Genomic DNA, 19238 nt, shown 5'->3' on the forward strand with positions numbered 1-19238 from the left:
GTTTTCTGGTGGACCACGGCATGAGATTGATACACCACTTTCTGGAAAGACGCGGAAAGTTGGAACCCCGGCCGGAGCCGGGCCTCATGGCTGCCCGGCATGCCGCGCAGGTGCAGGCAGCAGCCGCTGCTGCGCGGCTTGCCGCAGCAACAAACGATTCAGCTAAGGACTCAGCAACCGGCTCAGCCAAAGGGTCGGCAACCGACCCCGCAACAACCGCAGCGCCGACCGCCGACAGGGCAACCAGCGAGGAGAGGACAACAGAGCCCGAATCCACGGCAGACGGCAGCGACGGCAGTGCGACGGATGCGCCCATGGCGAACGTGGACGCAGCTGACGGGCGGCACAGCTGTACCGGAGATTCAGTGCTCATCCCCGCGATTGTGGCGCAAATCCAGCCTCCGGCGCTACACCCGGCCTACCCTAATGCCCACCCCAACGCCCACGCGACCGCGTCGGCATCGGTCATGGCCAAACGGCACAACTAGCGCCGCGCGGAACACATCCCTAGAGTGGGGAATGTGACTAACCCAACTTCAGAACATGCAGCCCCGTCCATCCCCGTTGTGGACCTCAAATCGCTGCCAAAGGTATCCCTGCACGACCATCTGGACGGCGGGTTGCGTCCGGAAACGATCATCGAGCTGGCGGCGGAGGTGGGCCATTCACTTCCGTCCACCGATCCCGAAGAACTGCGCGAGTGGTTTGTGAACTCGGCCGATTCCGGCTCGCTTGAACGTTATCTGGAGACCTTTGACCACACCGTGGCCGTCATGCAGACCCATGACGCCCTGGTCCGTGTGGCCCATGAATTTGTTGAAGACCTGGCTGAGGACGGGGTGGTGTACGGAGAAGTCCGCTGGGCACCCGAACAGCACCTCACCGCAGGACTGGACTTGGACGAGGCCGTCGAAGCTGTTCAGCTGGGCCTTGAAGAAGGCATGGACGCTGTGGACGAGGCTGGCGGCTACATTGAGGTCGGGCAGATCATCACGGCCATGCGCCATGCAGACCGCGGCGACGAGATCGCCCAGCTTGCCGTGCGCCACCGCGACAACGGCGTGGTGGGTTTTGACATTGCCGGTGCCGAGGACGGCTTCCTGCCCTCCCGCTTCACCGAGGCCTTCACGTACTTGGCCGAGAACAACTTCCCGGCAACCGTTCACGCCGGAGAGGCCGCCGGGCTCGACAGCATCCAGGACGCCCTGGTCCACGGCCGTGCGCTGCGCCTGGGCCACGGCGTGCGCATCGCCGAGGACATCCACCTTGACGTGCAGGAAGAAGACGGGAACGACGTCGGCACGCTCACCTTGGGCGACTTGGCCCAGTGGGTGCGCGACCGCCAGATCCCGCTGGAGCTGTGCCCGTCGTCGAACTTGCAGACCGGAGCCATTGCAGCGTTTGGCACCACCTTGGCAGAACACCCCATTGACCTGCTGTACCAGCTCGGTTTCAACGTCACCGTGAATACCGACAACCGGCTCATGAGCGGGACGACGCTCTCGGGCGAGTTCGGCCTGCTGGTGGAGACGTTCGGCTACGGCCTGGACACCGTGCTGGAGATGACCCTCAACGCCGTGCACGCCACGTTCCTGCCGATCGAAGCCCGCGAAGAGCTGGCCGAGTTCATCATTGAGAACTTCGAGGATGCCATGGATGAAATTGACGACTTCGAAGACTCGGAGGGCTTTGAAGCCTTCGGCGCATCAGACTTGGATGATGCCGGGCTTGAAGACTGACCCACTGAACGACAATGACGGGCGGGCCGCATCATCCTCGGATGAAATGGCCCGCCTTGTCGCCGTCGTGGCTGCGCTGCGTGAGCACTGCCCCTGGACGGCCGCTCTGACACACGATTCCCTCACCACCTATTTGTTGGAGGAATCCTACGAACTCATCGAGGCCCTTGAAACCGGCCGCAGTGACCACGTCGCCGCCGAACTGGGTGACATCCTGCTCCAAGTGGTGCTGCATGCCCGCTTGGCCGAAGAAGCAGGCAACTTTGTGCTTGCAGATGTGGCCCGCGGGCTCAGCGAAAAACTGATCCGCCGCAGCCCCCATGTTTTCCAGGCCGACGGCGGCCTGCAGGAAACGTTCCCGGCCACCATCGCCGAGATCGAGGAAACCTGGGAGCGCGTCAAAGCCGAGGAGCGAGCGGCAAATTCTACTGCGAACGGGGAACCCCCACCGGACCCCGCAGCACCAGACAAGGGCCCCTTTGCCGGCATTCCGCGGTCGCTACCGGCGCTGGCCATGGCACAAAAGTCGTTGGAACGTGCTGCCCGCGCGGGACTCGCCATGCCGCCCGCCGACGCGCCGCTGGGAGCCGGATCGCCGGACGCTGAGCACATCGTGACGGAAGAGCAGCTCGGGAAGGTGCTCTTCGACGTCGTGCGCGTGGCACAACGGCAGGGCCTCGATGCGGAACGGGCGCTGCGCATTGCGGTGCGGGACTTTCAGGGCCGTTCGGACCCACTTTGACCGCCTGCCGTGAGCTGGCTGGCTGACCACCTCTCCTCGACCCGGCCAAACTTCCAGTACGCTCCCGCCACGGCCCAGCAGAGCACGAACATGCCGACGATCACGAAGCCGGCTTTGTTGGTGTCAAAATTGGTCATGAAGTCCCAGAACGAGCCTTGGAGGAAACTCAATTGCTTTCCCACCAGCCCGAGCACTTCAATCCCGCCGATGAAGAAGCAAATGGCCACTGAAAGCCCGGTGATGGCCAAGTTGTAGTAGACCTTCCGCACGGGGTTGAAGAACGCCCACGAGTAGGCGAAGTTCATGAAGATCCCGTCTAGCGTGTCCAGCAATGTCATACCGGCGGTGAAGAGGATGGGCAGGCACAAGATGGCATAGAACGGCAGGCTCTGGCTCGCCAAGAGTGCCGTGGTGGCGAGCAATGTCACCTCGGTGGCCGTATCAAAGCCCAAGCCGAACACCACCCCCAGCGGATACATTTTCCATTCCTTGTCGATGGTGTTCGTCCAACGCCGGAAAAAACGGTTCATGAACCCGCGGTTTTGCAACTGCTGCTCCAATTCCGCCTCGTCGTAGCTGCCGCGCCGCATTGAACGGAAGACCTTGAGGATGCCGACAAGGATAACCAAGTTCAGCAGGGCAATCAGGAACAGGAAGGAAGCGGAGACGACAGTGCCGAAGATCCCGCCGAATTGTTCGAGGGTGGAGTTGTCGTCCGAGAGTGCGTGGTAAACGGCCTTCTCGGCAACCACGATGGCAACTCCGATGCCGACTACGATGGTTGAGTGACCCAGTGAGAACCAGAACCCGACACTAAGCGGACGTTTGCCATCAGCCAGCAGTTTGCGGGTGGTGTTGTCGATCGCGGAGATGTGGTCGGCGTCGAACGCGTGTCGAAGCCCGAGTGAATAGGCCAGCACGGCGATGCCGATGCCCAGCCCTTGATAATGTCCGGGGACGACGAAGAGGATGAAGACGGCGAACCCCACCACATGCAGCAGTGTGATCGCGGCAAACATGAGGATGATCCGCCGTCGTTCTGCAGTGCTCATGCGATTCTCCTTGATCCGGATGGTCAGTATTTCCTCAGATTGAGCGGGGCCTGGCCAAACCAGCGCTCCCGCAGCAGTCCCGTAAGTTCGTCCATCATCGAGGTGAGCACCGTGGTGCTCCCGGCCAGTGCACGCACCACGAAGCCCGGACCGTTGAGCAGCGAGATGCCGGTGAGCGTATCCGGCTCGTACTTGAGCAGCAACTGCTGCAGTTCAGCGACGAGGGCGGCATCAATCCGCGCATCCACCACCAGCAGCGAACCCAAGTGGCTGAATCCCTCCATGAACGCCAGTCCAGCGATGTCCGCCACGGGCCGACCGACGACGGCGGCCGTCCCCGCTGAAGTGGGCGTGAGTAAAACGTTGTCGATGGCCAGCAGCTCGCCACCGTAGCGAATCTCATTGCGCAGCCGCAGTTGCTCATAACGGAACGGCGTCCCGTCCGGGGACCAGCCGGGGGTGAGGACCTCGGCCATGATGAGGGATGCGCTGGCATCCATCTCGATCAGTGCGCTCTGCCGATAAGCTGCCCCGCGGTAGGCGATGAGCTGGCCGGGCATGTACTCCAAAGAGCTGTTTGCGGCCAGCTTCACTGCCAGGCGCTGTTCGGCGTACGAGTTGGGCGTCTTGTAGATCTTCGTGGCGGACTGTGTGGTCAGCAGCAACCTGGCATGCTCGGCCACCGTGATGTCCATGGTGTACAGATCCCCGCCCAAGTAGGCCCCGCCAGGATTGACGGTCACGTAGCAAACCTGCCCGGAGTCATCCAGATAGTGGGGGCGAATCACGCGCAGCGCCCCGCGGTGATATTGCCCGGTGGCCAGGGAGCGGCCGTTGCGGACGCCAATGTCCAGCCGGAGCTCGCCCATGGGTGCTTTCACGGCACGAGCCGCTGTCACCGCTGCCACCTCACCTACCGCTGCCAAGGCTGTCACCGCTGTCACCGTTCCAGGTCAAGCATGAGCACGTCGTGCCGGATCCATTCGATCACATGGTCCAGCCCCTCGTCGGTCTTCAAATTCGTGAAGCAGAATGGCCTGTCCCCACGGAATTCCTTTGAATCACGTTCCATCACGGACAGATCGGCGCCCACGTAAGGGGCCAGGTCGATCTTGTTGATGATGAACAGATCGGATTTGATCATGCCCTGACCGGCCTTCCGCGGGATCTTCTCGCCCTGGGCCACATCGATGATGTAGATGGAAAAGTCCACCAGCTCTGGGCTGAACGTTGCGGAGAGGTTGTCGCCGCCACTTTCCACGAACACCACCTGCAGATCGGGGTGGCGCTGGATCAGCTCGGCGATCGCCGCCGCATTCATCGAGGTGTCCTCCCGGATGGCGGTGTGCGGGCAGCCGCCGGTCTCAATGCCGATGATGCGGTCCAGTGGCAGAATGCCGTTCTGCGCCAGAATTTTTGCATCCTCAATGGTGTAGATGTCGTTGGTGATGGCCGCCATGGAAATTTCGCCGCTCATGTGGCGGGTCAGGCGCTCCACGAGTTGGGTCTTACCGGCGCCAACGGGTCCGCCGATGCCGATCTTAATGACGTCCATGCTGTTCTCCTTGTGTATTTGCGTAAGTATGAATATGTCTCAGCTCATGAACATGCGGGCGCGCTGGTATTCGTGGCGCATCTGCGCAATCTCCAGACCGGGGGCGACGGCGCCCAAGTCCCCGGGCTCCAACGTCATGACCGCCGTGGCAGCGGCAGCGACGTCGTCGTGCATGAGCCGCAGCACACGCTGGCCCGCGGTTTGGCCCAGTGGAATGGCGCGGACTGCGTTTTGGGTCAATGAGGTCGCCGTGGAAAAGAAGTAGGCGGGCAACAGCTGTGCCAGTGGAATGCGCAGCCCGTGCGCCGTCAGCGCGAAGGCAACGGCAGTGTGTCCTGCGCAGCGGCCTGCACTGATTTGGGCACTGTATTCATCCAGTTCCGGCGTGGGGAAGATGCCCGAGCCGATCTCCACCATGCGCAGCCCCATCTTGATGCCGGCCCCGCGCAGTTGCAGTGGCAGGGCCTGGGCCGTGACGCGGCGGTCCAACTCCCAGACCTCCGCAAGGGCTCCGCGTTCCAACGCCTCGATGACCAGCCGAAGTGCCAGCCCGTCGCTGTACACCAGCTGCTGGCCGATGAACTGCCGCAGCCAGGCCGTGAAGCCCTCCTCGTCGTGGACAACGCCGCGTGCCAGGTACGTTTCCAGTCCGAAGGAATGGCTAAAAGCCCCGTTGGGCAGCGCAGAGTCACACAGCTGCAGCAAGGGCAGCAGGTACGACGGCGGCACCGGTGGCACTTCCTGGGAGCCCATCAGTGCGTGTGCTCCGCATGCCGGAACGGTGCGGCCATGATGCGCTCCTGCCGGGTGTACGGCAGCTGAAGCTGATCCAGCAGTTGGACCACCGTGTGGTCGTAGGGAACCACCATGACCTCTGCGCCGTAGCCGCTTTCAGCACCGAAGAACTGCGCCTGCAGATGACGGTTGCCCAACTGATGCGCCACGGTGCCCATGGCCAGGATGGTGGTCGGGGCGATGACGAGCACGTCCGTGGGCAGCACGGAAACCACAATCAGCGACGCTGCGTCGCGGAACAGGATGTCACCGTCGCGTAGGTCCCCGGCACCACCGGCGGTGGAGCGCAGGCGCAAACCGAGCTCATTGCCGTGATCGGTTTGCACGCGTTGGATGCGTTTGGACAGGTCTGCACCGGCCAGCAGCACTTTTTCAAGGTGCAGACCGTCAAGCTCTGCGGCCGCCATGTCAGAAATGTTGCCGATGACGGAATCAACGATCATCAAATGCTCTCTTCTTGAGTTTCTATTAGAACAGGAAGTAGCGCTGCGTCATGGGCAGCTCATTCACTGGATCACAGGTCGCCACCACGCCGTCCACTGTCACGGTGTAGGTCTCAGCATCCACGTCAATGGTGGGGGTTTCACCATTGAACTTAAGATCCGCCTTGGTCAGTGTCCGGATGCCGTGTACGGAACGGATCTGCTTGCGCAGCCCCAGTTCCTCCGGCACTCCGGCGTCAATGGCCGCCTGGGACAGGAACGTGATGGCGCAGTGGGCCACGGCACTGCCCATCGCTCCAAACATGGGGCGCATCAGTTGCGGTTGCGGTGTGGGGATGGAGCCGTTGGGGTCGCCCATGAGGGCTGCGACTATTTGGCCCCCCTTGATGACAAGTGCAGGCTTCACACCGAAGAAGGCAGGGTTCCACAGCACCAAGTCGGCGAATTTTCCTTCCTCAACGCTGCCCACCGTGTCCGCGATGCCCTGGGCCAGGGCCGGGTTGATCGTGTACTTGGAGACGTAGCGCTTGAGCCGGAAGTTATCGCCCACCTCAGTATCGCCGTCGAGCTTGCCGCGCTGCATCTTCATCTTGTCCGCCACCTGCCAGGTACGCAGGATGACTTCCCCCACCCGGCCCATGGCCTGTGAGTCGGAGGACATGATGGAAAAGACGCCCATGTCCTGCAATACGTCCTCGGCGGCAATGGTTTCCGGCCTGATCCGGGAGTCCGCGAACGCCACGTCCTCCGGGATGTCCGGGTTCAGGTGGTGGCACACCATGAGCATGTCCAGGTGCTCTTCGGCGGTGTTGCGGGTGTACGGCAGCGTCGGATTGGTGGAGGCCGGCAGTACGTTGGGCAGGCCGGCAATCTTGATGATGTCCGGGGCGTGCCCGCCACCGGCGCCCTCCGTGTGGAAGGTGTGGATCACGCGGCCGGCGATGGCCTTGATGGTGTCCTCGACAAAGCCGCATTCATTGAGTGTGTCGGTGTGGATGGCCACCTGCACGTCGTACTCGTCGGCCACCGTTAATGAATTATCGATGGAAGAGGTGGTGGCGCCCCAGTCCTCGTGGACTTTCAGCCCGATGGCGCCAGCACGGATTTGTTCGGCGAGGGGTTCGAGGGCGCCAGCGTGGCCCTTGCCGAACAGCCCGACGTTCATGGGTACTCCGTCCAGGGCCTGCAACATGCGGCTGATATGCCATTTGCCAGGGGTGAGGGAGGTGGCCTTGGTTCCCGCAGCAGGGCCCGTGCCGCCGCCAATCATGGTGGTGATGCCGGAATCCAGCGCGGTGGGGATTTGGTCAGGACTGATGAAATGGATGTGCGTGTCAATGCCGCCAGCGGTCAAAATCCGGTTCTCGCCGGCAATGATCTCCGTGCTGGTGCCAATGACAATGTTCACACCATCCATGATGGAAGGGTTGCCGGCCTTGCCGATGCGGAAGATGTGCCCATCCCGCAACGCGATGTCCGCCTTGTAAATTCCTGTGTAGTCCAGCACGATCACGTTCGTGATGACAGTGTCCGGAATGTCCTCATCCCGCACGAGCTGCCCGTTCTGGCCCATGCCGTCGCGGATGACTTTTCCGCCGCCGAACACCACTTCGTCGCCATAGACGGTGAAGTCCTTTTCGATTTCCAGAAAAAGTTCGGTGTCGGCCAGCCGGACTGCGTCCCCAACCGTTGGCCCGTACAGGTCCGAGTACTGTTTCCGACTCATTTCAAAGCTCATTTGGAAGCCTCCGCATCTAAGCGTCCGTTGACCAGATTGGCCAGACCATACACTTCCCTTGTACCGGCGAGCGCCACCAGCTGCACCGCTTTTGCATCGCCTGGTTCGAAACGCACGGCCGTGCCAGCCGGAATGTCCAGCCGGAATCCGTAGGCGGCGTCCCTGTCGAAGTGCAGCGCTTGATTAGTTTCCGCAAAATGGTAATGCGAGCCGACCTGGATGGGCCGGTCGCCGGTGTTGGTCACCTCAATGGTGGCCGTTGCTCGCCCCGTGTTGCATCGAATGGGTTCGTTCCGTAGGACGAATTCACCTGGCTTCATGGCCGCCTCCTAGCGGATCGGGTGGTGGACGGTGACCAACTTGGTTCCGTCGGGAAAGGTGGCCTCGACCTGGACGTCGGAGATCATTTCCGCAACGCCGTCCATGACGTCGTCCTGATGCAGGATGGTCGTTCCGTAACTCATCAGGTCTGCGACTGTCCGTCCGTCGCGGGCGCCTTCCACCAGCTCATAGCTGATGATCGCTATGGCTTCGGGAAAGTTGAGTTTCAAACCGCGCCGTTGTCTACGCCGGGCAAGGTCTGCGGCGACGACTATCAGTAGTTTTTCCTGCTCGCGTGGCAACAAATGCATGGCCGCTCCTTTGGCTGCGGGAATGGAGGAACCGCTTGTTCCACGCCACTTCCAGCCTGAACCGTCCGGCCTCCATTTTTGGCTTGGACATTGAGGATATTACACCCGGAAACTGTGAGTTTTCCCTGTATTGAAGCGTTAAATCACGCCGCGGTCACACCTGATCCAGCCAAGCCTCAGAACTCAAAAACCGACCAGCAGATGTTGTTGCGCAGCTTCTGGTCATCAAGGACAAGTTCGCGAATCGATTCCGGCAGTTGCGCCCGCTGAGCTCTCTGGCTGCGGCCATGGCATGGCCTCCAGCAGCGCGTGACTCCATCATTTTTACTTCACCGCGCGTCCAAGCCCTGGCGTGTTCGATTCCCTGGCGGGGCCGCTGATCACCGGGGTGGGCAGCCTCGAAGAGACCCAGGACGTGCTCAGCGCATGAGGCGGCCCAAAGAGCGAGCAGACGGTGGTCCGCCTCGGTGAGCGTCCCGCCGCGGCGGATCGTCACGAAACGCGGGTCCCTGACCTTCGGAAGGATCATGGCCAAACGCTACAGGAAAGGGCCTGGCGGATTGCCGGGCGTAGCAATGAGTGCTCCATCACGCCGTCGGCTACGATTGAGGCGACAGCGTGGTCGACAACTACCGTACAAAGCTGACTATTAGGAGCAATACGTGGCACTTATTGAAGCCATTCATGCACGCGAAATTCTGGATTCCCGTGGAAACCCGACCGTTGAGGTTGAAGTACTCCTCGAAGATGGCGCAATGGGCCGGGCAGGGGTGCCCTCCGGAGCATCCACCGGCGCTTTCGAAGCCGTAGAGCTTCGCGACGGGGACAAGGGCCGTTACCAGGGCAAGGGAGTTTTGCAGGCAGTCGAGGCTGTTCTGGAAGTTATCGCCCCGGAATTGGAAGGCATTGATGCAACCGACCAGCGCCTGATCGACTCGCTCATGCTGGAACTGGACGGCACACCCAACAAGGCCAAGCTCGGCGCAAACGCCATTTTGGGTGTTTCACTTGCCGTGGCAAGTGCCGCCGCAGAGTCCGCAGGACTTCCGCTGTACCGCTACCTGGGCGGCCCCAACGCCCACGTGCTGCCTGTGCCGATGATGAACATCCTCAACGGCGGCTCACACGCGGACTCCGACGTTGACATCCAGGAATTCATGGTTGTGCCGATGGGTGCCTCCACGTTCTCCGAGGGCCTGCGCTGGGGTGTGGAGATCTACCACAACCTCAAGTCAGTGCTGCAGGAAAAGGGTCTGGCCACCGGATTGGGCGATGAGGGCGGCTTCGCCCCGAACCTGCCCTCCAACCGTGCAGCCCTGGACCTGATCCTGGAAGCCATCAAGCGTGCCGGCTACGAAGCAGGCAAGGATGTGGGGCTGGCTCTGGACGTAGCCTCCTCCGAGTTCTTCAAGGACGGCACCTACCAGTTCGAAGGCAAGTCCCTCACGGCCTCCGAGATGAGCGCCTACTACGAGGAACTCGTCCGCGACTACCCGCTCGTCTCCATCGAGGATCCCCTGGATGAAGATGACTGGGAAGGCTGGAAGACCCTCACGGACGCCATCGGCGACAAGATTCAGATCGTCGGTGATGACCTGTTCGTCACCAACCCTGAGCGTCTTGCCCGCGGCATCGAGGCGGCCACCGCCAACTCGCTGCTGGTGAAGGTCAACCAGATTGGCACGCTGACAGAAACCCTGGATGCCGTATCCATGGCCCAGCGCGCCGGTTACACCACCATCACCTCGCACCGTTCGGGCGAGACCGAAGACACCACGATCGCTGACATCTGCGTTGCCACCAACGCCGGTCAGATCAAGACAGGTGCCCCGGCCCGTTCAGAACGTGTTGCCAAGTACAACCAGCTGCTGCGCATCGAAGAAGAGCTCGACGACGCCGCACGCTACGCAGGCCGCAGCGCGTTCCCGCGTTTCAAAGGCTAAATAGCTGCACTGGCCGCGGCCGCTGGATAAGGTGGGAAACACACCTTGTCCGGCTGCCGCGGCTTTGCCGTTTCCGCAGCCCGCCTCGATAATCCCTTCGGGATGCGGCAGGAGCACGGCAAGATGATTTTGATCGGCAGAAGTCTCTAGGAGAACAATGGCCACGCGACGGCCCCCTGTACCCAAAGCAAAATTTACCTCCAGCATCAACGAACCCACGGACAAGGCTGCAGCTTCTGTGCCAAGCCCTGCCGCTGAGGCCGAGGGTTTCTCCGCCGCTGGACGCGGCAAAGTCAAAGAACGTCAAACCACGTCCAAACCTGCCGAGCGCCACCTCTCCGATGGCGTGATCCACTCCGCGGGCAACAGTCCAGTGCCGGCACGGTCCTTCTCCGGACGGCTGCTGGTTCTGGGCCTTGCCATGGCTGCCGTCACCTTGCTGCTGGCCCCCAACGTCCACACGTTTTTGCAGCAGCGCGCAGAAATATCTGCCTTGCGGGAGGACATTTCAGCCAAGGAGGCCGAGCAGGGTGTCCAAAAAGCCGAGTTGAACCGCTGGGATGACCCCGCCTACATCAAGCAGCAGGCCCGCGACAGGGTGAGCATGCTCATGCCGGGGGAAACCGGCTACTGGGTCTACGGAGCCAACGCCGACGGCAGCCCGGAAGGTTCCGACCTTTCCACAGCAGCTACATCGGCTGAAGGCAAAACGGCAAAAATCGCCACGGAAATCACTGTTGAGCCGTGGGTTGCCGGTCTGTGGGAGGCCGTGCAGAAATCTGCCGAAGTGCACAGTACCCCGACGAAGCCCGCAACTGAACCGGTGCCGGCCCCGACACCTGCACCCGAGACGCCGGCAGCAGGCTAAAATGGCTGGTTGAATACCCCGCCACACCACGATGCTCCCGCGCTCCGCGGAGAACCCCAGCCCAGTCATGTCAGGGCGCATCGAGACCGTTCCATGAAAGGCCCCTCGTGTCCGCAACTGAAAGTTCCGCCAAGGACGCACGCGTCCCCACCCAGTTGGACTTGGACACGCTCAGCCGCCAGTTGAACCGCCCCGTGCGCGACGTCGTGGAAATCCCGGCACGCTGCATCTGTGGCAACCCGCTTGTGGCCGCCACCGCCCCCCGGCTCAGCAACGGAATACCCTTCCCCACCACGTATTACCTGACTCATCCCGTGCTCACCGCTGCCGCTTCCCGGTTGGAAGCTGCCGGCCTCATGAATGAGATGACAGAGCGCCTGGCCGTTGACACTGAGCTTGCCGCCGCCTACCGGCACGCCCACGAAAGCTACATTGCGGCGCGCGAGGCCATCGGCGAGCGTTCTGGCACCGGCCCGGTTCCGGAAATCGCCGGCATCTCAGCCGGAGGCATGCCCACCCGCGTAAAGTGTCTGCATGTGCTGATAGGCCACGCCCTGGCAGCGGGCCCCGGCATCAATCCGTTGGGGGATGAGGCGCTGGCCGCCGTGGCACAGTGGTGGACTGCCGAGACCTGCCATTGTGCCGGTGCGTGGGACAACCAGGCACCTGTCCCAAACAAGGACCTCAGCCGCCACGTGAAGCATCTGAACCAGCAAAACAGCTGACCTGCCCCCCGCCGAGTCATAGAACCTGCAGAAAGGTCCTCCCATGCGCGTTGCCGCCATCGATTGTGGAACCAATTCCATCCGCTTGCTGATTGCCGATGTTGACGTGTCCGACGACGGCGGGCAACACCTGCGCGACGTGCACCGTGAGATGCGGGTCGTCAGGCTTGGCCAGGGCGTGGATGTCACAGGCATGCTGGGGGAGGAGGCGCTCGAGCGGACGTTTGCCGCCGTCGACGACTACGCGGTGCTGATCCGTGAGGCTTCCGTGGAACGGGTACGATTCGTGGCCACGAGTGCCACTCGTGACGCAGGGAACCGGGACGTATTCGTTGCAGGCATCCAGGCCAGGCTCGGCCTGGTGCCTGAAGTTGTCAGCGGCGCCGAGGAAGCAGCGCTTTCCTTTGCCGGGGCCGTCAGTGTGCTGCCGGTACGTGAGAACCAGAACGTCCTTGTCGTTGACCTGGGTGGGGGAAGCACCGAGTTCGTCCTAGGCGATGCCACCGGGGTCAAGGGGGCGCTCAGCACCAACATGGGCTGCGTGCGCTTCACTGAACGCTACCTGCAAAGTGACCCGCCCACGGAGGCGGAAATCCTGGCTGCCGAAGCCGCCATTGAAGAAAAGCTTGCCGACGTTTCAGCTGTGCTTGCGTTGGACGCGGTGGACAGCATTGTTGGTGTGGCCGGTTCCATCACCACCATCACAGCCCACGCCCTCGGGTTGGCGAGCTACCAAAGCGAGGCGATTCATGCCGCCGTCGTGCCTCTTGAAACAGTGGACGCTGCGGCAACGTCACTGCTTTCCATGACCCGGGCAGAACGGGCCGAGCTGGGGTTCATGCACCCAGGCAGGGTCGACGTCATCGGTGCGGGCGCACTTATCTGGCGCACCGTGTTGCGCTACCTGGCAAGGATCAGCACGCGAGGGCTCGAATCGGCAACCAGCAGCGAACACGATATTCTTGACGGGATTGCCTTGGGTGCCGCCCGGGCCTGACCCGAAATCCCCAAGGAAACGAGACCCCATGGTGCTAGTCCCACGGCTGCGTAAAGTCGCGGCCGCGTTGCTGAGCCTCGCCCTGGCCGGTTCATTGTCGGTGGTCGCAGCCCCTGCCGCATCGGCTGACGATATTCGGAACCGGGAATACTGGCTGACTCAATCTGGCGTGCAGAAAGCGTGGGAAGTCTCCCAAGGTGAAGGCGTGAAGGTGGCCGTCATCGACAGCGGCATCGACAAGTCCCACATTGACCTGAAAGGCGCCGTGGCGGGCGGAATCGACATGTCCGGCGCCGGGAATGCCGACGGCACCAAGGGAGTCGGCGCCGAACCTGAACACGGGACTTTGGTGGCCACCATGCTGGCCGGGCGCGGGCACAAAGCGAGCGGCGCCTCAGCCTCCGCTTCTGCCAAACCGAGCACGACGGCGGCCGACAAACCAAGCGTCGGGGCCGGACCTGATGGGGTTGTCGGGGTTGCACCCAAGGCGGAATTGCTCAGCGTTTCCGTATGGCTGGGCAGCGAGAACCCGTCAGGGAAAAACATCGACGACCAGATCCCGGCTGCCGTGAAGTGGGCCGTGGATGCTGGCGCGAAGGTTATCAACATGTCGCTGGGCAGCACGTCCACGTCCTGGCCGCAGAGCTGGGACGACGCCTTTGCCTATGCCGAAGCGAAGGATGTGGTCATCGTTGCCGCCGCCGGGAACCGGAAATCCGGCAGCGAACAGGTGGGCGCACCCGCCACCATCCCCGGCGTTCTAGCCGTGGGCGGACTTGACCGGGATGGAAGCGCGAGCGTGGATTCCTCCTCCCAGGGAATCAGTATCGGTGTCAGCGCTCCCGCAGAAGATCTGGCCGGGGGACTGCCCGGTGGCGGGTATGCGCGCTGGAGCGGCACCAGCGGCGCTGCCCCGATAGTGTCCGGAGTTGCGGCGCTGATCCGCTCCAAATACCCCGAAATGAGCGCCGCCCAGGTCATCAACCGGATCATTTCAACGGCCGTTCCGAAGGGTGAAGGTGTGCCCAACGCGATTTATGGCTATGGGGTGCTTGACGCCGCAGCGGCCTTGAGCGCTGACGTCCCGGTGGTGGAGAAAAATCCGCTGGGGAGCATTGATGAATGGATTCGCGTTCACCGTCGCGGAGTGGTGACTCCGCCGGCGAGCGGTGGCAAGCCTGTTGTGCTTGCGCCCAAACCTACGCTGACTGACGTGGCCGCACCGGTGGCCATCCCGGCCGACAAACTCTCCAACGCACTGCCGCGAACCTTGGTGCTGGGCTCCGGGGGACTTTTGCTCGTGATCTTGGCGGCAGGCGGAACCCACGTGGCGCTCATCCGCCGTCGAACCGGCAAAGTGACAGGTTCAGAGTCGTCCGAGGATCCATTCGCAGACCGTCGGCACTAGCCTTCAAGCCGAATTTCGGCGTTGTGCACTAGGCTAGTGAATGTTTTCACAAACTTCTGTATTATAGACGTATGGCAATCACACCCACCTTTTCAGCACGCCCGCGCGTCCTGGTAGTTGGCGGCGGCTACGTCGGCCTCTACACGGCACTTAACCTGCAGAAGAAGATCGCGAAGTCCGGTGGCATCGTCACCCTCGTTGATCCCCTGCCTTACATGACGTACCAGCCGTTCCTGCCTGAAGTTGCCGGTGGCAACATCGAGGCACGGCACGCCGTCGTCTCCTACCGCAGGCACCTGAAGCAGACCGAGCTCATCCAGGGCTCCGTGACCAGCATTGACCACGTGAACCGGACGGCTGTCATTGCCCCGGTTGACGGTGCAACCCCTTTCGAGCTGCCCTACCATGACGTTGTCATGGCTGCCGGCGCCGTGACGCGCACCTTCCCGATCAAGGGCCTGGCCGAGTCCGGCATTGGCCTGAAGACCATTGAGGAAGCCGTTGCACTGCGCAACCAGGTGCTGTCCCTCATCGAGCAGGCTTCCACCGAATCCGACGCCGAGACCCGCAAGCGCCACTTGACGTTCGTTGTGGTCGGTGGCGGCTTTGCCGGCATCGAGACCATCGCCGAGCTCGAGGACATGGCCCGCGCCGCCGTGAAGTTCAACGATCGCATTGACCAGTCCGAACTGCGCTTCGTCCTCGTTGAAGCCATGGGCCGCATCATGCCCGAGGTCACCGAGAAGCAGGCTCTTTGGGTTGTCGAGCACTTGCGCAGCCGGGGAGTTGAGGTCCTGTTGAACACGTCGCTGGACAACGCCGAGGAAAAGAACCTCAAGCTCATCAACCTGCCGGACAAGACCGTGGCGCAGCAGTTTGACGCCGACACGCTCATCTGGACCGCCGGTGTCATGGCCAACCCGATGGTGCGCTCCACGGATTTCCCGCTGGAACCCCGCGGCCGCGTTTCGACCAACGTGAACCTGCAGATCACCGGCGAGTTCGGTGTCATTGACAACGCATGGGCTGCCGGCGACGTTGCGGCTGTTCCGGATGTTACCGGAGGGCTGCCTGACGGAACCTGTGTTCCGAACGCCCAGCACGCCCTGCGCCAGGCCAAGCGCCTTGCGAAGAACCTGTGGGCCAGTCGCTTCAACAAGCCGTTGAAGGGCTATAAGCACAAGAACCTTGGTGCTGTTGCCGGCTTCGGTGAATGGAAGGGTGTTGCCAAGATCATGGGCATCCAGCTCAAGGGTGCACCGGCCTGGATTGCCCACCGCGGTTACCACGGCCTGGCCATGCCCACCGTGGAGCGCAAGTTCCGCGTCATCATGGACTGGTTCGTCTCCTTCTTCGCAGGCCGCGACCTGGCCCAGCTGGAATTCCTCGACAACCCGCGCAAGGCCTTCGTTTCCGCCGCAACCCCGGCAGCCAAGCCCGCTGCAAAGCCGGCCGATGCGCCTGCCGCAGCTGCACCGGTTGAAAAGAAGGAAGAAGCAGTCGCTTCCAAGTAGTTCGCACTATTTGAGGCAGTAGATAATAATTGGCGGTCCTCCCACAGTTTGCATTCGAACTGGGGGAGGACCGCTTTTTGTTGGCCGCTCTTTTGCTAAGGGCAATAGACTGCGAACATGAAGATTCGGCGTGAACGGGCGGAGGATAGGCCAGAAATTCTGGCTCTCGTTGCAGCGGCGTTTCCAGAGTCTGTCGAAGTCAGGCTGCTGCGGGGACTGTTCGCCTCACGGGAGTACATTCCTGAGCTTTCATTGGTGGCTGATGACGGGGGTGAACTTTTAGGCCATGTCATCACCACCCGAGGCTGGATCGGTAAAAGCAAATCCCTGGGGTTGGGCCCCATCGCCGTGCTGCCTGAACGGAAGAAACAGGGAGTGGGCACAGCGCTGATGCGAGCCACGATTACGGCGGCCAATACGTTGGGTGAGCCGTCAATAGTGCTGCTGGGCAGTACCGAATATTACCCACGGTTTGGTTTCGCACCGGCGGACTCCTTGGGCATCAACTCCCCGGACCCGTCGTGGGGTTCGCATTTCATGGCCCGGGCGTTGGATGCGTTCGTTCCCGGCACGCATGGGCAGTTCGCATATGCGCCACCGTTCAACACCTCCGGGTAACAGGTTTTTTTGTGGGCAGCCCATCCAGTAAAGTTGTGTGCAGCCGGCGTATCAAGGCCGTCCCGCCCCAGTAGCCCAATGGCAGAGGCACCAGACTTAAAATCTGTAAAGTGTCGGTTCGAGTCCGACCTGGGGTACCAACAAAGTCCGTGTTGGTGTGGCGAACATGGCTATTTGGTGAACAGTGGATGAACGTTGCTGGCAAAGCACTGGCAATGTCAGTCAGATGGAACAAAAACGTCCTTCTGCATCTTGCACTTGGTAGAGTTGAGAACATTATTCACCCCCCTATTTTGGAGGATTCAGCACTATGGCACTTGGCGGCAATCCGGTTTTTGCCAATAACAAGAACTTCAAGGACGTCCCTGCAACAAAGCGCGGGCACGTCAATGCCGGTGCGGACACCATGTCCGCCCAGGCCCAATTCTCTGCCCAACAGCTGCAGGAGCTGTACAACAAGCCTGCGGCGGGACCTGCACAGACTGGCCGAATGGGCTACGACGACGTCATCATGAAAACGGTCTTCACCCTGACCCTGGTGCTGGTCGGCGCAGCCTTGGGCTGGATGATCCCGGTATTGATGTGGCCCGGGGTGATCATCGGCCTGGTCCTGGGTTTGGTGAACTCGTTCAAGAAGGAACCCTCACCCCTCCTCATCCTTGGCTACGCCTTGTTTGAAGGCATGTTCCTTGGGGGCATTTCGATGTTCCTCGAAGGGGCGTACCCCGGCATTGTTGTCCAGGCCGTATTGGGAACCCTCAGCGTGTTCCTTGTGACGCTGGTGTTGTTCCGCAACGCCAAGATCCGTGCCACCCCGAAGATGACCCGTTTTTTCATCATCGCACTGGCCGGTTACGCACTGTTCTCGTTGATCAACTTCGGCTTGATGATCTTCAACGTCACAAACAGTCCGTGGGGCATCCGCAGTATGGACATCCCCGGCACCAACATCCCCTTCGGCGTGGTGCTTGGCCTGTTTGCGATCGGACTGGCCGCGTTCTCGTTGATCGTGGACTTCACTTCGATTGAAAAGGGCGTCCAGAACGGCCTGCCCGTCAAGTACTCCTGGACGGCAGCTTTTGGCCTGACAGTCACACTTGTATGGCTGTACGTGGAGATCCTGCGCCTCTTGGCCATCCTGAGGGGCAATGACTGACAGTCGCCAACCTTCCCACTAGCATTTCCAACGCCCGGCCCAATATTTGGACCGGGCGTTGTTTACTAAACCGCACTAACCCATGCCTGTTGCAGGCAACCTACGAAAGCAGCCCATGAACGTATCCCCTCTGATCTGGGGCATCACCATAGTTGTCATCCTTGCCCTGCTGGCCTTTGACTACTTCTTCCACATCCGCAAAGCCCACATCCCCACCCTGCGTGAAGCAGCCATCTGGTCTTCCATCTATGTGGGTCTGGCCCTCGCCTTTGGTGTGGTGCTGTTCGCATTCGGCGGCGCCACCATGGGCGGAGAGTACTTTGCCGGGTACATCACGGAAAAAGCGCTGAGCGTTGACAACCTCTTCGTCTTCCTTGTCATCATGGCAAGCTTCAAGGTACCCCGCGAGGACCAGCAGAAAGTGCTGCTCTTCGGCATCGTCTTCGCCCTGATCGCTCGCACGGCGTTCATTTTCGCCGGTGCTGCACTCATCAACACCTGGTCGTGGATGTTCTACATCTTCGGCATCATCTTGCTGATCACGGCCGGAAACCTGCTCAAGGAAGAAGACAGCGAAGGCGACGACGCAGACAACTTCATCATCAAGCTCGCCAAACGCTTCTTCCATACCTCGGAGAACTACGACGGCGACAAACTGTTCACCGTGGTCAACGGCAAAAAGCTGCTCACCCCGATGCTGCTCGTCATGGTCGCTATTGGCGGCACCGATCTGCTGTTCGCGTTGGATTCCATCCCCGCAATCTTCGGCCTGACACAGAACGTGTACATCGTCTTCACGGCGACGGCCTTCTCGCTCATGGGCCTGCGCCAGCTGTACTTCCTGCTTGACGGCCTGCTGGACCGGCTCATCTACTTGTCCTACGGGCTGGCCGCCATCCTGGCCTTTATCGGTGTCAAGCTGGTGCTGCACGCGCTGCACGAGAACAACCTGCCGTTCATCAACGGCGGTGAGCCCGTCCCCGTCTTCGAGATCTCCACAGGGCTCTCGCTGATCGTGATCATCGGTGTTCTTACCCTGACGATTGTTGCCTCCCTTGTGAGCAAGTCCGGAAAGGCACAGACGGTGCTGAACAACGCCCGACGTCATGCCGACAACTACCTCGACCTGGACTACACGGCTGACGCTACTGAACGTGAGCGGGTCTACACGCTGCTGATGGAGGAGGCCACGATCATTGAGGCCATGGAGCCGAAGTATCGCGACAAGCACAAGGACTCAGAAGAGATTCTTGAGCAAGTCGGAAACGCGCAGCAGCAGCACCAGGAATTCCTGGGCAGCTAGGTGCACGAAA

At 61.4% G+C, this 19238-nt stretch carries 20 protein-coding genes, 1 tRNA gene and 1 pseudogene; 13 read left to right on the top strand and 9 right to left on the bottom strand.

Annotated elements, in window-relative coordinates; translation table 11 throughout:
• The 3 genes and pseudogenes from Q4P21_RS08895 to Q4P21_RS08905 form a co-directional block, all read left to right on the top strand.
• Positions 1–488: pseudogene (locus tag Q4P21_RS08895) on the top strand (hypothetical protein); the annotation flags it as partial.
• A gap of 33 nt (positions 489–521) precedes the next feature.
• Entirely contained in the window at positions 522–1739 is a 1218-nt protein-coding gene (locus Q4P21_RS08900) for an adenosine deaminase (RefSeq protein ID WP_303388427.1), read from the top strand.
• A 46-nt stretch (positions 1740–1785) separates the two neighbouring features.
• Positions 1786–2481: a MazG nucleotide pyrophosphohydrolase domain-containing protein gene (locus tag Q4P21_RS08905; protein ID WP_303388445.1), complete on the top strand. Its 696-nt coding sequence runs from the start codon at positions 1786–1788 to the stop codon at positions 2479–2481.
• On the opposite strand, the gene Q4P21_RS08910 is transcribed toward Q4P21_RS08905, so the two are convergent.
• The 9 genes from Q4P21_RS08910 to Q4P21_RS08950 all read right to left on the bottom strand — a co-directional run bounded on the left by Q4P21_RS08910 (position 2457) and on the right by Q4P21_RS08950 (position 9225).
• Complete coding sequence (locus Q4P21_RS08910; RefSeq protein WP_303388428.1) at positions 2457–3533, bottom strand: HoxN/HupN/NixA family nickel/cobalt transporter; 1077 nt, start codon at positions 3531–3533, stop codon at positions 2457–2459. The genes Q4P21_RS08905 and Q4P21_RS08910 overlap by 25 nt on opposite strands.
• 23 nt (positions 3534–3556) lie before the next feature.
• Positions 3557–4477, bottom strand: coding sequence for an urease accessory protein UreD (locus Q4P21_RS08915; RefSeq protein ID WP_303388429.1), 921 nt, complete (start codon positions 4475–4477; stop codon positions 3557–3559).
• Positions 4474–5088 carry an urease accessory protein UreG gene (ureG, locus tag Q4P21_RS08920; protein WP_207345238.1) on the bottom strand — a complete coding sequence of 205 codons (615 nt, stop codon included), beginning with the start codon at positions 5086–5088 and terminating at the stop codon, positions 4474–4476. Before ureG ends, Q4P21_RS08915 begins: the two co-directional genes overlap by 4 nt.
• 39 nt (positions 5089–5127) lie before the next feature.
• Positions 5128–5841, bottom strand: a complete 714-nt coding sequence (locus Q4P21_RS08925) for an urease accessory protein UreF (RefSeq protein WP_303388430.1) — start codon at positions 5839–5841, stop codon at positions 5128–5130.
• Positions 5841–6326 carry an urease accessory protein UreE gene (gene ureE, locus Q4P21_RS08930; RefSeq protein WP_303388431.1) on the bottom strand — a complete coding sequence of 162 codons (486 nt, stop codon included), beginning with the start codon at positions 6324–6326 and terminating at the stop codon, positions 5841–5843. Before ureE ends, Q4P21_RS08925 begins: the two co-directional genes overlap by 1 nt.
• Before the next feature lie 25 nt (positions 6327–6351).
• Positions 6352–8064 carry an urease subunit alpha gene (gene ureC / locus Q4P21_RS08935; RefSeq protein ID WP_303388432.1) on the bottom strand — a complete coding sequence of 571 codons (1713 nt, stop codon included), beginning with the start codon at positions 8062–8064 and terminating at the stop codon, positions 6352–6354.
• Positions 8061–8384: an urease subunit beta gene (locus tag Q4P21_RS08940; protein WP_303388433.1), complete on the bottom strand. Its 324-nt coding sequence runs from the start codon at positions 8382–8384 to the stop codon at positions 8061–8063. The genes ureC and Q4P21_RS08940 overlap by 4 nt, the downstream gene beginning before the upstream one ends.
• A gap of 9 nt (positions 8385–8393) precedes the next feature.
• Positions 8394–8696: an urease subunit gamma gene (locus Q4P21_RS08945; protein WP_303388434.1), complete on the bottom strand. Its 303-nt coding sequence runs from the start codon at positions 8694–8696 to the stop codon at positions 8394–8396.
• 154 nt (positions 8697–8850) lie between these two features.
• Entirely contained in the window at positions 8851–9225 is a 375-nt protein-coding gene (locus tag Q4P21_RS08950) for a putative immunity protein (RefSeq protein ID WP_369598883.1), read from the bottom strand.
• 133 nt (positions 9226–9358) lie between these two features.
• Here Q4P21_RS08950 and eno point away from each other — a divergent pair, with 133 nt between their 5' ends.
• From eno to Q4P21_RS09000, 10 genes are all read left to right on the top strand, one after another.
• A complete protein-coding gene (eno, locus tag Q4P21_RS08955; protein WP_207345232.1) occupies positions 9359–10639 on the top strand; it encodes a phosphopyruvate hydratase in 1281 nt (426 codons plus the stop codon).
• A 157-nt stretch (positions 10640–10796) separates the two neighbouring features.
• On the top strand, positions 10797–11507 hold the full coding sequence (locus tag Q4P21_RS08960; protein WP_303388435.1) for a septum formation initiator family protein: 711 nt from the start codon (positions 10797–10799) through the stop codon (positions 11505–11507).
• A 107-nt stretch (positions 11508–11614) separates the two neighbouring features.
• Positions 11615–12232, top strand: coding sequence for a DUF501 domain-containing protein (locus Q4P21_RS08965; protein ID WP_303388436.1), 618 nt, complete (start codon positions 11615–11617; stop codon positions 12230–12232).
• A gap of 43 nt (positions 12233–12275) precedes the next feature.
• Positions 12276–13229 (top strand): Ppx/GppA phosphatase family protein, encoded by a 954-nt coding sequence (locus tag Q4P21_RS08970; protein WP_303388437.1) that lies wholly within the window; start codon positions 12276–12278, stop codon positions 13227–13229.
• Between the two features lie 28 nt (positions 13230–13257).
• Entirely contained in the window at positions 13258–14637 is a 1380-nt protein-coding gene (locus tag Q4P21_RS08975; protein ID WP_303388438.1) for a S8 family serine peptidase, read from the top strand.
• Between the two features lie 71 nt (positions 14638–14708).
• Entirely contained in the window at positions 14709–16151 is a 1443-nt protein-coding gene (locus Q4P21_RS08980) for an NAD(P)/FAD-dependent oxidoreductase (RefSeq protein WP_303388439.1), read from the top strand.
• 117 nt (positions 16152–16268) lie between these two features.
• Positions 16269–16769: a GNAT family N-acetyltransferase gene (locus tag Q4P21_RS08985; protein ID WP_303388440.1), complete on the top strand. Its 501-nt coding sequence runs from the start codon at positions 16269–16271 to the stop codon at positions 16767–16769.
• 64 nt (positions 16770–16833) lie between these two features.
• A tRNA-Leu gene (locus Q4P21_RS08990) sits at positions 16834–16909 on the top strand.
• 170 nt (positions 16910–17079) lie between these two features.
• Entirely contained in the window at positions 17080–17925 is an 846-nt protein-coding gene (locus Q4P21_RS08995) for a Bax inhibitor-1/YccA family protein (protein WP_303388441.1), read from the top strand.
• Between the two features lie 115 nt (positions 17926–18040).
• Positions 18041–19228 carry a TerC family protein gene (locus tag Q4P21_RS09000; RefSeq protein ID WP_303388442.1) on the top strand — a complete coding sequence of 396 codons (1188 nt, stop codon included), beginning with the start codon at positions 18041–18043 and terminating at the stop codon, positions 19226–19228.
• Positions 19229–19238 lie beyond the last annotated feature (10 nt).

Origin of the sequence: Arthrobacter sp. (assembly GCF_030540645.1) — a bacterium.
Taxonomy (GTDB): Bacteria; Actinomycetota; Actinomycetes; order Actinomycetales; family Micrococcaceae; genus Specibacter.